Genomic DNA, 14,780 nt, shown 5'->3' with positions numbered 1-14,780 from the left:
GGCACCAAGAACATCGCGGCCGGCCTCCGCCGCAACGCACGCGACGCCCGCCGACCCCTCACCCTCCTCGGCCTCGGATGATCACAAAGCGGACGTCAGCCGACTACGCCGAAGCCCTGCCGCAGGGGCAGATACTCCAGCTATCGCATTCGACGTGCACGGCCACCAGCTCAGCGATGTCGGCGAGTTCAGTGAGAACGCCGAGCGGTAGTTCAGGCTCGTCAGCCGAAGCGACCGAGGACAGCGCAGCTCCGACTTCAGTGGCCAGGTCCAGCGCTTGGTCTGCGATCCGGCCGTGGCCGTTCAACCGCGCGTACTTGGCCACCTGCGCGGCCGTCATCACCAAGCGGCCGGCCACCCGTACCGGCAGCAGGATGGTGCGGGCGTCGACACGTACGGGCCTCACCGAGTGCACGTCTTCAGCGCCCTCGGCCTCAGGGTCTGCTGCGGCGACGATGGCGTCGGCCACCGTCTCCGGCACGACCATGTGGACCGCCTCTTCCAGGTCCATGTTCATGCGCTCGGCGACCGAGCGGACCATCAGCGCCACGACATCGCGTACCGCCACCGGCTCGACCTCGACTCCGCGGGTCAGCAGCACCGCGCTCGTCTGGGCGACGATCGCCTTGAAGTCCACACTCTGCTGAATATCCGGCACCTCATCAGCGTACGGGCTGCCTGTTGTCGGGATGCCACAAGTCGGCAGAGACGAGACACCGCTCCGCAAGAAAGCCGTCCTCGCTCCGGGCTCAGCCCGACGACCGGTCGAGAGCGTCTGGCGTCGCCGCCGGACCACCGCGCCGGCAGCCCTAGGCCGAGCTTCTACGGCGCGCACCGCGCGCTCCCCGGAAGCAGTTCGATGTCCTTCGCCTGTCCGAATGCGCTCCCCTTGGCCTCTGCGGGCATCAGTTGCCGCACGGGAGAACCGGCCAGGCACGGGGGAAAAGCAAAAACCCCAGGTCATCGGGTGTCTGACCTGGGGTTTCGTGGAGCCGCCTTCGGGATTCGAACCCGAGACCTACGCATTACGAGTACGCCAGCGATCATGACGCGCCACGTCCGGCAGTGCCACTGAATCTCGTTTTGCCTGATCAGGAGACATGCGTGAGTCTCAGTCATGTTGGCTCATGCCAGGGCGTCCAAAGGCGTCCGCGCTCCCCTTGCGCTCCCATGCCCTCTCCCCGCGACTGTCAGAAGGATGGTCCTGGCCAAGGGGCAACTGTCCTGCCCGGAGGGACCAACGCTCTTGGAGCACAGCTCAGAGAGCCAGCGTCCGGAGTCGAACCCGAGGGATGCGCCCGGTTCAACGCCCACCATGCAAATTATAGCCTTTCCACAAGTGCGGACCATTCGTCTCCCTCCCTATCCTTCCACCTGCGAACGTCGCCGGAATACACCAGCCGCGGGTGTGTCAATTTAACGGCCCTGTCTCACTTTCGGTGGTAACGCATTGTGGCGATGACTACTGACTGCAAGGTGTGCAGGCCAGCTGGGTATACGGGGTTGTCAGGGCTGGTCTCCGTCCTCGGACACGGCGACAGCGACCGGCCGCGAACCGCGCAATCGCAGCCTGAACGAACGTGACGCACGGTTACCACCGAAAGTGAGACAGGGCCGTTTAGTAGACACTCCCGGTCGCGGCACCTGGCGGTCGCACGACGCATGACCGATCTCCTCTGACCCCGCGGGAACAGGACCTCACTGTCGGCGTGCTCCGACTCCCGGGCAAAGCGACAGACTGTCAACCGTCCAACTCGCAGCGTAGCGGATAGGGAAAGCGGATCACGTGCTACGGTCTGAGGACGCTTCGCACCATGAGGATCGCCATGCCGTCCTACAAGCCCCCTCTGTGGCCGGTGTCCGTCAAGGCCGTCGTCTTCCGCAGCAAGAGCCGAGTACTGCTCCTGGAGAACGAGCGCGCCGAGTGACGGCGGGGTGCGAAGCCCCAGGCCGGTGGCGGCGATCACCGCCATGGCACTCCACAGCACTCCGCGCTCATCCTCTCCGTCGAGCATGACCGTCACGAGCTCTAGCAGTGTGTGACGTGCGGTCCTCGGCTGCGGAATGGGGTGGAGGGCCCGGCGGTCGAAAAGGGAGCCGCGTCGGTCGCAGGTCCATCGCGTCCGACTGCGCCTCCCCTTTTTTACGCTACGCCGCTCGGCAGGGGGTCTCACCTGCGAGCCGGCGCCGCGCCCCCGTCCTCGCGGACCGGAATGGCTGCGCGGATTGGTCCTGCCGGGGCGAGGAAGCGCGCCGCATACCGCGCGAGGCTGCCACTAGGTGCGGTATGCCCCGGCTCCGTATGCCTGGCAGCCCGCTGATCGGTCCCGCGTCGCGACGGAGGAGATTTTCATGGCGAAGGCAGTAGGCATCGATCTCGGTACCACCAACTCGGTGATCGCGGCCTGGGAGAGTGGTGAGCCCACCGTCGTCCCGAATGCGGAGGGAGCCAGGACGACCCCGTCGGTGGTCGCCTTCTCCGATGACGGCGAGCGGCTGGTCGGACAGCTCGCGCGACGGCAGTCGATCCTCAACCCCAAGGGCACGATCACCTCGGCGAAGCGCTTCATCGGACGTCGCTACGGCGAGATCTCCGACGAGGCCAAGGCGGTCTCCTTCGACGTGGTCGAGGGGCCCGGCGGGGTGGCCCGCTTCGAGGTGAAGGGTAAGCAGTACGCGCCGGAGGAGATCAGCGCGCAGGTGCTGCGCAAGCTGGCCGACGACGCGGGGAAGTCGCTCGGCGAGAAGGTGACCGAGGCGGTCATCACCGTACCGGCGTACTTCAACGACGCCCAGCGCCAGGCCACCAAGGACGCCGGGAAGATCGCCGGCCTCGAAGTCCTGCGCATCATCAACGAACCGACCGCCGCAGCGCTGGCCTACGGGCTGGACAAGAAGGGCCACGAGACGGTCATGGTCTTCGACCTCGGCGGCGGCACCTTCGACGTCAGCCTGCTGGATGTCGGCGACGGTGTGGTGGAGGTGCGAGCCACTGCAGGCGACTCCCATCTGGGCGGCGACGACTTCGACCGCCGGTTGGTGGACCACTTGGCGGACGGTTTCCAGAAGGCCGAGGGCATCGACCTGCGCAAGGACCCGCAGGCTCTGCAGCGCCTGTTCGAGGCGGCCGAGAAGGCGAAGACCGAACTGAGTTCGGTCAGCCAGACTCAGGTGAGCCTGCCGTTCATCACGGCAGACGCCTCCGGGCCGAAACATCTCACCGAGACGGTCCGTCGCTCCACCTTCGAGCAGATCACCTCGGACCTGGTGGAACGCTGCCTGGAACCGGTCAGGACGGCGATGAGCGACGCCAAGGTCACCGACAACGACATCGACGAGGTCATCCTCGTCGGAGGCTCGACCCGCATCCCGGCCGTGCAGAGCCTGGTCCGCCGGATGACCGGCGGCAAGGACCCGAACATGAGCGTCAACCCCGACGAGGTGGTGGCGCTGGGCGCCGCCGTTCAGGCCGGTGTGCTCAAGGGCGAGGTCAAGGACGTCCTGCTGCTGGACGTGACCCCCCTGTCGCTGGGCGTCGAGACGGCCGGCGGCGTAATGACCAAGATCATCGAGCGGAACACCACCATTCCTGCTCGCCGGTCCGAGACCTTCTCCACCGCTGAGGACAACCAGCCGGCCGTGGACATCGTGGTGCTCCAGGGCGAACGGGAACTGGCGGCCGACAACCGTGTGCTGGGCCGCTTCCGACTGGAGAACCTGCGGCCGGCCCGGCGCGGGGAGACCCAGATCGAGGTCACCTTCGACATCGACGCCAATGGCATCCTCAAGGTCAGTGCCAAGGACCGGGACACCGGAGCCGAGCAGTCGATCACCATCAGCGAGGGCTCCAACCTCGATCCGTCCGAGGTCGAGCGGATGATCGACGAGGCCGAGAGCAACCGCACCAGCGACCTGGCTCTGCGCGAGGCCATCGACGCCCGTAACGAGCTCGACGCCGCCGCGTACCAGGTGGAGCGTCGGCTGGAGGACCTCGGCGACGCCGCACCGGAGCACGAGCGAGCCCGCGCCCAACTGCTGATCGACGAGGCGCGTTCCGCCGTCAAGGAGGAGGCGCCGGCAGAACGGTCCCGGAGCCTGAGCTCCGAGCTCCAGCAGATCCATGCGGCGCTGGCCTCCCACGCCGCCGGAGCGGGTGGAGGCGCGGCTGGTGCCCAGCCCGGCGCGGCGCCCGGCCAGGGTCCTGAGGCCGGATCCCCGAGCGACGACGACGTCATCGACGCCGATTTCGACAAGAGCTGAGGCCGCCACATGTCGGACCAGGAACAGGCACGTCCCGCAGAGGACCGCTCCCCGCCCGAGCCCGGGCAGACGCCCTCACCGCAGCCGTCCCCGCCGGAGCCCACAACCGGGGAGCGGACGTCGGCACCCTCTGGCCCCGAAGTGGAGGAGTTGGAGGACCGATGGCGGCGAGCCCTGGCTGACCTCGACAACCTTCGCAAGCGCTACGCCCGTGAGCTTCCCCGGGAACGGGAGGCCGAGCGGGCCAAGGTGGCAGCGGCGTTCCTCCCGGTCGTCGACAACCTCGAACTGGCCCTCGCCCACGCGGGCGCCGACGACCCTGGCGCGATTGTCAGCGGAGTCCGGGCGGTACGCGATCAGGCTGTCGATGTGCTGCGGAGCCTCGGCTATCCCCGGCATGAGGAGACCGGTGTCCCCTTCCACCCCGAGCAGCACGAGGTGGTGTCCGTGGTGGATGAACCGGGCACCGCTCCGGGCACCGTGGTCCAGGTTCTGCGGCCCGGCTACGGCGAGCCCGGCCGCCAGCTGCGGCCGGCCGCGGTAGCGGTCAGCGGCAAGCAGGAGTGAGGCCGCCATGGCAGAGGACTACTACGAGGTGCTCGGCGTTCCCCGCACTGCCGACGGCGCCGAGATCCAGCAGGCCTTCCGTACCCTGGCCCGCCGCTACCACCCGGACGTCAACCGCGATCCGGCCGCCGAGGAACGCTTCAAGCAGATCAACGAGGCGTACAGCGTGCTGTCCGATCCGGATACCCGATCCCGCTACGACCGCTTCGGCCCGGACTTCCGGCAGATTCCGGAGGACTACGACGAGCGTGTCGCGGCCGGTCAGGGCTTCGGCGGCGGGGCCGGCGCGTACCGCGGCAGTCCCTTCGGAGGCACCCGAGGCGCCGACCGGGCAGGCTCCCGGACCTGGACCGAGACCGACTTCGACGCCTCCGGCGTGGACTTCGAGGACCTCTTCGGAGGCATGTTCGGCGGCCGGGCCGGCCGCGCCGGGCGGGGCAGTCCGATACCCGGCGCGGACCAGGAGGCCGAGCTCACGCTCAGTGTGGAGGAGGCGTACCGCGGCGGCCGGCGGAAGGTCACCCTGGGTGGTCCCGGGGGCGAACGCAGCTACGACGTCACCATCCCGGCCGGAGTCGTCGACGGGCAGCGCATTCGGCTCGCGGGGGAGGGCGGTCGGGGCCGCGGGCCCAGTTCCGCCGGGGACCTCTATCTGGTGGTCCGCATCGCCCCCCATCCCCGCTACCGGCTCGCCGGGCGCGACATCCACGTCGATCTGCCGGTTACGGCCTGGGAGGCCGCACTGGGGGCGACGGTGCCGGTCGCCGGTCCGGGTGGGACGGTCAAGGTTCATGTGCCGCCCGGAACCTCCACCGGCCGCCGGCTGCGGCTGCGCGGTGAGGGGATGCCTCATCCCAAGGGTTCCCCTGGTCACCTCTACGCCGAAATCCAGGTGATGGTGCCGCCCTCGCCCAGCCCGCGTGAACGCGAGTTGTTCGAGGAACTGGCCGCCGTCTCCTCCTTCGACCCGAGGAAGCAGACATGAGAGCTGAACGCCGTACTCCCGCCGAAGGCTCCGGACACACCGGCACGAGGGCCGGCTATCCCCTGGTGCGGGTCTACCGAACCAGCGCCAGCCCCTATCAGCTCACGATGGCCGGAGTCGCGAGCCGCAGCGGTCTACCGCCCGAACTCGTCAGCCGCTTCGTCGCCCTCGGGCTGGTGGACGCCGAGCGTGACGCCCGGGGCCGGCTGTGGTTCCGACCGAGCGCGCCGTCGGCCATCGCCCGGGTCCAGCGACTGCGGAACGGGCTGTGCCTCAACTACGCAGCCGTTGGCGTCGTCCTGGACCTGCTCGACCGCATCGAACGTCTGGAAACCGCACTGCGGCGCAGCGAAGAAGCCGCCAAGGAGCCGACGACATGGACATGAACCGCCTCACCCAAAAGTCCCAGGAAGCGCTGCAGGAAGCGCAGAGCGTCGCGGTACGGATGGGCCAGAGCGAGGTCGACGGCGAGCACCTGCTCCTGGCGTTGCTCGACCAGCAGGACGGCCTGACCACCCGTCTGCTGGCCGACGCCGGCGCCGACCCGGCCGCCCTGCGGGCCGCCGTCGAAGCCGATCTCGCCAAGCGCCCCCGCACCACCGGTCCGGGAGCCGCCCCCGACCAGGTCATGGTCACCCAGCGGCTGGCCCGGCTGCTGGACACCGCGGAGCAGGAGGCCAAGCGGCTCAAGGACGAGTACGTCTCCACCGAGCACCTGGTGCTCGCCCTGGTGGACGAGGGTTCGACCACCGCGGCCGGCAGGCGGCTCGGAGAACAAGGCGTCAGCAAGGACTCCTTCCTCGCCGCCCTCACCACGGTGCGCGGTAACCAGCGGGTCACCTCCGCCAACCCCGAGGAAGCCTACGAGGCCCTGGACAAGTACGGGCGCGACCTCGTCGCCGAGGCCCGCACCGGCCGCCTCGACCCGGTGATCGGCCGGGACGCCGAGATCCGCCGAGTGGTTCAGATCCTCAGCCGCAAGAGCAAGAACAACCCGGTGCTGATCGGCGAACCCGGCGTCGGCAAGACCGCCATCGTGGAGGGCCTGGCCCAGCGGATCGTGCGCGGCGACGTGCCGGAAGGGCTGCGGGACAAGACGGTGTTCTCGCTCGACATGGGCTCGCTGGTGGCCGGAGCCAAGTACCGCGGCGAGTTCGAAGAGCGCCTCAAGGCCGTTCTTTCGGAGGTCAAGAGCGCCGAGGGCCGAATCCTGCTCTTCGTCGACGAACTGCACACCGTCGTCGGAGCCGGCGCCGCCGAAGGCGCCATGGACGCGGGCAACATGCTCAAGCCCATGCTGGCCCGAGGCGAGCTGCACATGATCGGCGCCACCACGCTGGACGAGTACCGCAAGCACATCGAGTCCGACGCCGCCCTCGAACGCCGCTTCCAGACCGTGCTGGTGGATGAGCCGACCGTTGAGGACGCCATCTCCATCCTGCGCGGCATCCGCGAACGACTGGAGATCTTCCACGGGGTCAAGATCCAGGACAACGCGCTGGTCGCCGCCGCCACCCTCAGCCACCGCTACATCAGCGACCGCTTCCTCCCGGACAAGGCCATCGACCTCGTCGACGAGGCATGCGCACGGCTGCGGACCGAGATCGACTCCATGCCCGCCGAACTCGACGAACTCACCCGCCGGGCCACCCGCCTGGAGATCGAAGAGGCCGCGCTGGACCAGGAGACCGACCCGGCCAGCCGCGCCCGCCTGGAGGATCTGCGGCGTGAACTGGCTGATCTGCGGGGCGAGGTCGACGCCAAGCACGCACAGTGGGAGGCCGAGCGCCAAGCCATCCGCAAGGTGCAGGAACTGCGCCAGGAACTGGAACGCGCCCGGCAGGACGCCGAGCAGGCCGAACGCGCCTACGACCTCAACCGGGCCGCTCAGCTGCGCTACGGAACCGTCAGCGAACTGGAGCGCCGCCTGGCCGCGGAGGAGGAACAACTCGCCGCCAAACAGGGCGAGACCCGACTGCTGCACGAGGTGGTCACCGCCGACGAGATCGCCGAGATCGTCTCCGCGTGGACCGGCATCCCCGTCACCCGCCTTCAGGAGGGCGAGCGGCAGAAGCTGCTGAAGCTGGACGAGATCCTGCGCGAACGGGTCGTGGGCCAGGACGAGGCCGTCCAGCTCGTCGCCGACGCGGTCATCAGGGCCCGCTCCGGGGTACGCGACCCGCGCCGGCCGATCGGCTCTTTCATCTTCCTCGGCCCCACCGGCGTGGGGAAGACCGAACTGGCCAAGACCCTGGCCGCCGCGCTGTTCGACAGCGAGACCAACATGATCCGCCTTGACATGAGCGAATACCAGGAGCGGCACACCGTCAGCCGCCTGGTCGGCGCGCCCCCCGGCTACGTCGGCTACGAGGAGGGCGGCCAGCTCACCGAGGCGGTACGCCGCAAGCCGTACTCCGTCGTCCTGTTCGACGAGATCGAGAAGGCCCACGCCGACGTCTTCAACACCCTGCTCCAGGTGCTGGACGACGGCAGGATCACCGACGCCCAGGGACGAACCGTCGACTTCCGCAACACCGTGATCATCATGACCTCCAACCTCGGGTCGCAGTACCTGCTCCAGGACGCCACCCAGGCCGGCGAGATCAAACCCGAAGCGCGAGCACTGGTGATGACCGAGCTCAACGGCCATTTCCGCCCCGAGTTCCTCAACCGCGTCGACGACATCGTCCTCTTCCACCCGCTCGGCATCGCGCAGATCGAACGCATCGTCGATCTGCTCCTCGACGAACTGCGCGACCGCCTCTCCGAGCAGCGCATCACGCTCGTCCTCACCGAGCCGGCCCGCCACCTGATCGCAGCCGAGGGCTACGACCCCGTATACGGAGCCCGGCCGCTGCGCCGCTTCATCTCGCACGAAGTCGAGACCAAGATCGGCCGCGCGCTGCTCGGCGGTGAGGCACGCGAAGGCGTGATCATCCTCGTCGACGCCCAGGGCGGCGAACTGACCGTCACCCTCCAGGACGAGCAGCAGGAGCCGTGATGAGTGCTTCTCCGGAAGGCCGCGCCGACCCCGGCGGCCGTGACGGCAGTACCGCGGGCGCCGCGCCCCCGGTGCGGGCGGTCGCCTGCGCCAACTGCGGCCGGACCAACCGCGTACCCGCCGCGGGGCAGGGTAGCCCACGCTGCGGAAACTGCCGGGCCCCACTGCCGTGGATCGCCGAAGCGGGCGACGCCGACTTCGGGGAGGTCGCCGAGCAGGCGAGCCTGCCCGTCCTGGTCGACCTCTGGGCCACCTGGTGCGGCCCCTGCCGCATGGTGAGCCCGGCCCTCGAACAGGTCGCCAGGGACCTGGCCGGCCGGATCAAGCTCGTGAAGGTCGACATCGACAAGTCCCCCGCCCTGGCACGGCGGTTCGAGGTCCAAGCCGTACCCACCCTGCTGATCCTCGACCACGGCAGGCAAGTCGCCCGCCAGACCGGCGCCGCGCCCGCCAACGCGCTACGCCAGTGGGTGGACGAGTCGCTGTCGACGTCGCACGGACCCGCAGATCCCGCCTCCCGGAGGCCGTGATGACCACTTTTCCCGACCCGCACCTGTCCATGGTCCGGCCCGTGACTCCCAGAACAAGCCAAGGCTGCGAGGACTGCCTGCGCATGGGGACTCCGTGGGTGCACCTGCGCCTGTGCCTCACCTGCGGCCACGTCGGTTGCTGCGACTCCTCGCCCATGCGGCACGCCCGTGCCCACGCGGCGACCGACGGCCACCCGATCGTCCAGTCGTTCGAGCCCGGTGAGGACTGGCGGTGGTGTTTCGTGCACGAGGCGATGGTCTGAGACCGGAGCGCCGACCTGGCGGCTCCTTCAGCGCCGCAGCTCTGGCTGTCCTCCGAACTCTGCTCTCCGCCTCCGCGTGTGTTACCGACGAAGGGAGCGAACCGTGCCGACCCCGGCCCCGACCGACGACTGCCACCGTGCGTACCCGCGACTGACGGACGACCAGATCGCGATCCTGAGATCTTGCGGACAGGTGCGGCAGGTCCGCGAGGGGGAACAGCTCTTCCGGGCCGGCGAACGCAGTGAGGAGTTCTTCGTCGTCCTCAGCGGCATGGTGGCCGTGGTCGAAGGCCACGACGACCAAGAGCACGTCGTCCGATTGCACGGTCCGTGCAGCTTCCTCGGTGAACTGGGCGTACTGGAGGGCCAGACCGCCTTCGTCAGCGCGGTGGTGAACACACCCGGCGAGGTGCTCGCGGTGGGTGCGGCCGCCCTGCGTGACCTGCTCAGCCGCGAACCCGCGCTCGGCGACGTAATCCTACGTGCCTACCTGCTGCGCCGTACGATGCTGGCCGGCGCGGGGACGGGCTTCCGCATCATCGGCTCCGCCTTCTCCCCCGACACCCGGCGGCTGCTGGAGTTCGCCGCCCGCAACCGCCTCCCGCACCGCTGGGCCGATCTGGAGAAGGACACCGAAGCCGAAGCGCTGCTCACGCGTCTCGGGATCGCTCCGGAGGAGACCCCGATCGTCGTCTGGAACGACTACCGAGTACTGCGCAACCCCTCCAACGTTGAGCTCGCCCAGGTCATCGGGCTACGGACCGAGACCGCCGCGAAGGCCGTCTGTGACCTGGTGGTGGTCGGCGCAGGACCCGGGGGCCTGGCCGCCGCGGTGTACGGCGCCTCCGAAGGGCTGTCCACCATCGTCCTGGACGGCGTGGCGACCGGTGGCCAGGCCGGCACCTCCTCCCGGATCGAGAACTACCTCGGTTTCCCCGCCGGTATCTCCGGCACGGAGCTCGCCGAACGCGCGGTCATACAGGCCAACCGGTTCGGCGCCCGGATCGACATCCCCGCCGAGGCCGCCGGCCTCGAACAGCGCGACGGGACCAACGTGGTGCGGCTCGCCGACGGCGGCACGACCACCGCCACCAACGTCGTCGTGGCCACCGGCGCGCGCTACCGGCGACTGACCGCCCCCGGCGTCCAGCGGTTCGAAGGACTCGGGATCCACTACGCCGCCACCGTCTGGGAGGCACAGACCTGCCGCCTTGACACGGTCGCCGTCGTCGGCGGCGGCAACTCCGCCGGCCAAGCAGCCCTGTTCCTGGCTCGCGAGTCGCCCGCCGTCCATCTTCTGGTCCGCGGAGGAGACCTGGAACACAGCATGTCCCGCTATCTGATCGACCGGATCGAGCAGCACCCCCGGATCCACGTCCGGCTGCATACCGAGGTCCGGGAGGTCACCGGCGAGGACCGGATCGAATCAGTCGTCGTCGAGAACAACCGCACCCGCGAGCAGGAGGTGCTGGCAGCCCGCGCCCTGTTCGTCTTCATCGGCGCGCGCCCCGCCACCTCCTGGATCGCCGACGCCGTCACCCTGGACCGGCGCGGCTTCATTCCGACCGGGCAGGACGTGGCCCGGGTAACAGCAGACCTCTGGAATCCCCTCGCCCGCACCCCGCTCGCCCTGGAGACCGGTCTGCCGGGAGTCTTCGCCGTCGGCGACGTCCGCAGTGGCTCGGTCAAGCGGGTGGCCTCCGCAGTCGGCGAGGGCGCCATGGCTGTCCGCCTGGCACACGAGCACCTCCGGGAGGTGGGACTGCCCACCATCCGATGACCTCAGCCCACTGGCCTCAGCCCATCACCGCCACGAGAAGGTGACACGACATGCCCGTCATGGGAGTCCCCAAGTTCGAGCGCTTCTTCCGCGCAGCCGCCGGCCTCGATGTCAGCAAGAACGACCTCAAGCGCTACAACGACTTCGTGGACGCCAAGCTCTACGACCTCTTCCTCATCGCAACCGCCGATGCCAAGGCCAACAACCGGGACATCATCGAGCCGCAGGACCTGCCGGTCACCAAAGGCCTGCAGGAGAGCATCCACGCCTTCCAGAAGCTGGAGGAGGGCATCGAACTACGCCCGCTGCTCGACCAACTCGCCGCCCGCCCAGCCCTCGGCATGGACGCCGCCGATGACACCCAGCAGCGGCTGCCCGACCTGGCGGGCGGCCTGAGCGTCGCCCTCGCCCGCGCCCTCAAAACCATCGCCCGCGACACCCGCCGCCCCTCCACGGACCAGTGGGACGAAGCCTTCGAACTCTTCGACCTGTTGATCTGAGCGGGGCATCCTGCGGGTTTGCCGGTTCGGTCAGAGCCGATCAGGCGGCGGGCGAGCCCAGCCCGCAGCACTCGTTGCCCCGGTGCTGCCGCCAGCAACCACGCTCACGTCGCACCCTGACCGATGTGAGCGCTGGCAGGCGCCGAGGCCCCAGCGGGACCGGCCGCTCCGGCGCCCTGTCCGCGTAGGCGGATGTCAAGCGAACGTGACCGCTGTCCTCGCCAAGTCGGGACATGTACCACCGCGAAGCACAGCCCCGGCAAACGGTCCGGGCTGGTCTGTTCTCGTCCTCCTCAGTCGGGCCCGTCTCGGCGTCACTGATCCCAAGCGGTGCTCAGCCCTTCGCGTCGTCGTCAGGAGCGGGCGAGGCGGGCCGCGAGGTAGGGCGCGGTGGCGCTACGGCGGGCCCTCGCGACCTTGGCCGGCGGGCCTGTCGCGACTACCCTCCCGCCCGCGTCGCCGCCGCCCGGGCCGAGGTCGATGACCCAGTCGGCGGTGGCGATCGTGTCCAGGTCGTGCTCGACGACGACGACCGTGTTGCCGGCGTCGACGAGCCGGTGCAGCTGGCGCAGTAGCATAGCGATGTCCGAGGGGTGCAGCCCCGCCGTGGGCTCGTCGAGCAGGTAGAGGGCGTGCCCGCGGCGGGCTCGCTGCAGTTCGGTGGCGAGTTTGATGCGTTGCGCCTCACCGCCGCTGAGTTCCGTGGCGGGCTGGCCCAGACGCAGGTACCCCAGCCCTACCTCGCGCAATGTCTCCAGACTGCGGGAGGCGGCCGGGACGGCGGAGAGGAACGTGGCGGCGGCGTCGACGGACATTGCCAGCACTTCCGCGATGTTCTTGCCGCGGTAGGTGACTTCCAGCGTTTCGGCGTTGTACCGGGCGCCCTGGCAGGTCGGGCACGGGGCGTAGGTGCCGGGCAGGAACAGTAGTTCCACCGCGACGAATCCTTCGCCCTGGCAGGTCTCGCACCGCCCTTCGGGCACGTTGAAGGAGAACCGCCCGGCTGAGTAGCCGCGCGCCCTGGCCTCGTCCGTCCCGGCGTACAGCTTGCGGACCGCGTCGAACATCCCCGTGTACGTCGCCAGGTTGGACCGGGGAGTTCGGCCGATGGGTCGCTGGTCGACCCGGACCAGCCGGTCGAACGACTCGACCCCGGACGCGTCCTGGACGTCGATCTCCAGATCCGCCTCGTCGGGCTCCTCGGGTACGAGCCCGAGGTGACCGCGGACGACCTCGGCGAGCACCTGCGTCACCAGCGTCGACTTTCCGGAACCGGACACGCCCGTCACCGCCGTCAGGACGCAGAGCGGTACGTCGACGGACACATGGTGCAGATTGTGGCGCGAGACGCCGCTCAGGTGCAGCCAGCCGTGCGATGTGCGCGGGCGGTGATCGAGCGGCTGGGCGCGCCCGAACAGGTACTGGCACGTAGCCGACTCCTCGACCCGCTCAAGACCGGCGACCGGGCCGCTGTAGAGCACGCGTCCGCCGCCCTCGCCCGCGCCGGGGCCGATGTCGACCACCCAGTCCGCCCGCCTTACGACGTCCATGTCGTGCTCCACGACGAACAGCGTGTTGCCCGCTCCTTTGAGGCGGTCCAGCACGTCCAGCAGCGGTTCCGCGTCAGCCGGGTGCAGGCCCGCGGAGGGTTCGTCGAGGACGTAGACGACGCCGAAGAGCCCGGAGCGGAGCTGGGTGGCGATCCGCAGGCGCTGCGCCTCGCCGGGCGACAGGGTCGTCGAGCGGCGCCCGAGGCTGAGATATCCAAGGCCCAGGTCGAGCAGTACGTCGACCCGCGCGACGAGATCGCCGCAGATCCGGACCGCGACCTCGGTCGTCTCCCCGGATCGGGCGGTCGATGTGGTGGCGTCGGCCTCGGACCGCTCCGCGACGGGCCGCAGCAGCGCCACGACCTCGGTGAGCGACATCGCGTTGATCTCGGCGATGGAACGTCCGGCGAAGGTCACGGCGAGCGCCTCGGGCCGCAGTCCACTGCCGTGACATTCGGGGCAGGGCACACTCCTGACGAAGCGGAGCGCCCGTTCGCGCATCTTGTCGCTCTTGGAGTCGGCGAGGACGTGCATGACGTGCTTGCGCGCGCTCCAGAACTTGCCCTGGTAGCCGTAGTCGACGCGGTCCTCCTCCGGCTCGATGTACACGGAGGGCTGCTCGTCCGTGTACAGCAGCCAGTCCCGGTCCTTCTTTCTGAGCCGGCGCCACGGTCGGTCTACGTCGATCCCCAGGCCGCTCACGACGCTGCGCAGGTTGGCGCCCTGCCAGGCGCCCGGCCAGGCGGCGATCGCCCCCTCGCGGATGCTCAGCGAGGGGTCCGGGACCAGCAGGTCCTCGGCGACGTCGTGCACGACGCCCAGCCCGTGGCACTCCGGGCAGGCGCCGGCCGCAGTGTTGGGTGAGAACGACTCGGCCTCCAGCCGTGCAGCCCGGGGCGGATAGGTGCCGGCGCGGGAGTACAGCACGCGCAGCAGATTGGACAGCGTGGTGATGGTGCCGACCGTCGAGCGCGAGCTGGGCGACCCGCGTCGCTGCTGCAGTGCCACGGCCGGTGGCAGTCCGGTGATTTCCTCCACGTGCGGTGCACCGACCTGTTGCAACAGCCTTCGGGCATACGGTGCCACCGACTCGAAGTAGCGCCGCTGGGCCTCCGCGTAGAGCGTCCCGAAGGCGAGCGAAGACTTGCCCGAACCGGAGACGCCGGTGAAGGCGACCAACGCGTCCCGCGGAACATCGACATCGACGTTCCGCAGATTGTTCTCACTGGCGCCCCGGACATGCACGAAGCGGTCGGTCGCGTCCTTGTTCACCGTTCCTGATTACCTGATCGCGCCGAGAACCGCGCGGCAGGCGTCGTCACCGGGTCTCGCTCTCACCAGCGT

At 69.4% G+C, this 14,780-nt stretch carries 11 protein-coding genes; 9 read left to right on the top strand and 2 right to left on the bottom strand.

Annotated elements, in window-relative coordinates; translation table 11 throughout:
- Window positions 1-103 precede the first annotated feature (103 nt).
- Window positions 104-658 carry a hypothetical protein gene (locus tag AC3EVP_RS07210; RefSeq protein WP_435127314.1) on the bottom strand — a complete coding sequence of 185 codons (555 nt, stop codon included), beginning with the start codon at window positions 656-658 and terminating at the stop codon, window positions 104-106.
- A gap of 1,694 nt (window positions 659-2,352) precedes the next feature.
- Between AC3EVP_RS07210 and dnaK the strand changes: the two genes are divergently transcribed.
- The 9 genes from dnaK (at window position 2,353) to AC3EVP_RS07165 (ending at window position 11,886) form a co-directional block, all read left to right on the top strand.
- The gene (gene dnaK, locus AC3EVP_RS07205) at window positions 2,353-4,260 is read left to right on the top strand and encodes a molecular chaperone DnaK (RefSeq protein ID WP_435127312.1); all 1,908 of its coding nucleotides are present in this window, start codon (window positions 2,353-2,355) and stop codon (window positions 4,258-4,260) included.
- A gap of 9 nt (window positions 4,261-4,269) precedes the next feature.
- Window positions 4,270-4,827 carry a nucleotide exchange factor GrpE gene (locus AC3EVP_RS07200; RefSeq protein ID WP_435127310.1) on the top strand — a complete coding sequence of 186 codons (558 nt, stop codon included), beginning with the start codon at window positions 4,270-4,272 and terminating at the stop codon, window positions 4,825-4,827.
- Window positions 4,828-4,834: 7 nt separating this feature from the next.
- Window positions 4,835-5,812, top strand: coding sequence for a DnaJ C-terminal domain-containing protein (locus AC3EVP_RS07195; protein WP_435127308.1), 978 nt, complete (start codon window positions 4,835-4,837; stop codon window positions 5,810-5,812).
- Complete coding sequence (locus AC3EVP_RS07190; protein ID WP_435127306.1) at window positions 5,809-6,198, top strand: chaperone modulator CbpM; 390 nt, start codon at window positions 5,809-5,811, stop codon at window positions 6,196-6,198. Before AC3EVP_RS07195 ends, AC3EVP_RS07190 begins: the two co-directional genes overlap by 4 nt.
- Window positions 6,189-8,813: an ATP-dependent chaperone ClpB gene (gene clpB, locus AC3EVP_RS07185; RefSeq protein ID WP_435127304.1), complete on the top strand. Its 2,625-nt coding sequence runs from the start codon at window positions 6,189-6,191 to the stop codon at window positions 8,811-8,813. Before AC3EVP_RS07190 ends, clpB begins: the two co-directional genes overlap by 10 nt.
- Window positions 8,813-9,343, top strand: a complete 531-nt coding sequence (trxA, locus tag AC3EVP_RS07180; protein ID WP_435127302.1) for a thioredoxin — start codon at window positions 8,813-8,815, stop codon at window positions 9,341-9,343. The genes clpB and trxA overlap by 1 nt, the downstream gene beginning before the upstream one ends.
- On the top strand, window positions 9,343-9,606 hold the full coding sequence (locus AC3EVP_RS07175) for a UBP-type zinc finger domain-containing protein (protein ID WP_435127300.1): 264 nt from the start codon (window positions 9,343-9,345) through the stop codon (window positions 9,604-9,606). Before trxA ends, AC3EVP_RS07175 begins: the two co-directional genes overlap by 1 nt.
- Window positions 9,607-9,709: 103 nt before the next feature.
- On the top strand, window positions 9,710-11,386 hold the full coding sequence (locus AC3EVP_RS07170; RefSeq protein WP_435127298.1) for an FAD-dependent oxidoreductase: 1,677 nt from the start codon (window positions 9,710-9,712) through the stop codon (window positions 11,384-11,386).
- A gap of 50 nt (window positions 11,387-11,436) precedes the next feature.
- Window positions 11,437-11,886 (top strand): DUF1931 family protein, encoded by a 450-nt coding sequence (locus AC3EVP_RS07165; RefSeq protein WP_435127296.1) that lies wholly within the window; start codon window positions 11,437-11,439, stop codon window positions 11,884-11,886.
- A gap of 353 nt (window positions 11,887-12,239) precedes the next feature.
- On the opposite strand, the gene uvrA is transcribed toward AC3EVP_RS07165, so the two are convergent.
- Window positions 12,240-14,708, bottom strand: a complete 2,469-nt coding sequence (gene uvrA / locus AC3EVP_RS07160) for an excinuclease ABC subunit UvrA (RefSeq protein WP_435127294.1) — start codon at window positions 14,706-14,708, stop codon at window positions 12,240-12,242.
- Window positions 14,709-14,780: the final 72 nt, after the last annotated feature.

The organism is Actinacidiphila sp. bgisy144 (assembly GCF_057708105.1).
The sequence above is the reverse complement of the archived record's forward strand: the minus strand, read 5'-3'. Positions and strand labels throughout refer to the sequence as shown.

Excerpts from the sequence above, each read along its gene's own strand:
- trxA (WP_435127302.1), top strand. The coding sequence starts at position 8,813 with ATGAGTGCTTCTCCGGAAGGCCGCGCCGACCCCGGCGGCCGTGACGGC.
- AC3EVP_RS07190 (WP_435127306.1), top strand. The coding sequence starts at position 5,809 with ATGAGAGCTGAACGCCGTACTCCCGCCGAAGGCTCCGGACACACCGGC.
- AC3EVP_RS07165 (WP_435127296.1), top strand. The coding sequence starts at position 11,437 with ATGCCCGTCATGGGAGTCCCCAAGTTCGAGCGCTTCTTCCGCGCAGCC.
- AC3EVP_RS07195 (WP_435127308.1), top strand. The coding sequence starts at position 4,835 with ATGGCAGAGGACTACTACGAGGTGCTCGGCGTTCCCCGCACTGCCGAC.
- dnaK (WP_435127312.1), top strand. The coding sequence starts at position 2,353 with ATGGCGAAGGCAGTAGGCATCGATCTCGGTACCACCAACTCGGTGATC.
- AC3EVP_RS07175 (WP_435127300.1), top strand. The coding sequence starts at position 9,343 with ATGACCACTTTTCCCGACCCGCACCTGTCCATGGTCCGGCCCGTGACT.
- AC3EVP_RS07200 (WP_435127310.1), top strand. The coding sequence starts at position 4,270 with ATGTCGGACCAGGAACAGGCACGTCCCGCAGAGGACCGCTCCCCGCCC.
- clpB (WP_435127304.1), top strand. The coding sequence starts at position 6,189 with ATGGACATGAACCGCCTCACCCAAAAGTCCCAGGAAGCGCTGCAGGAA.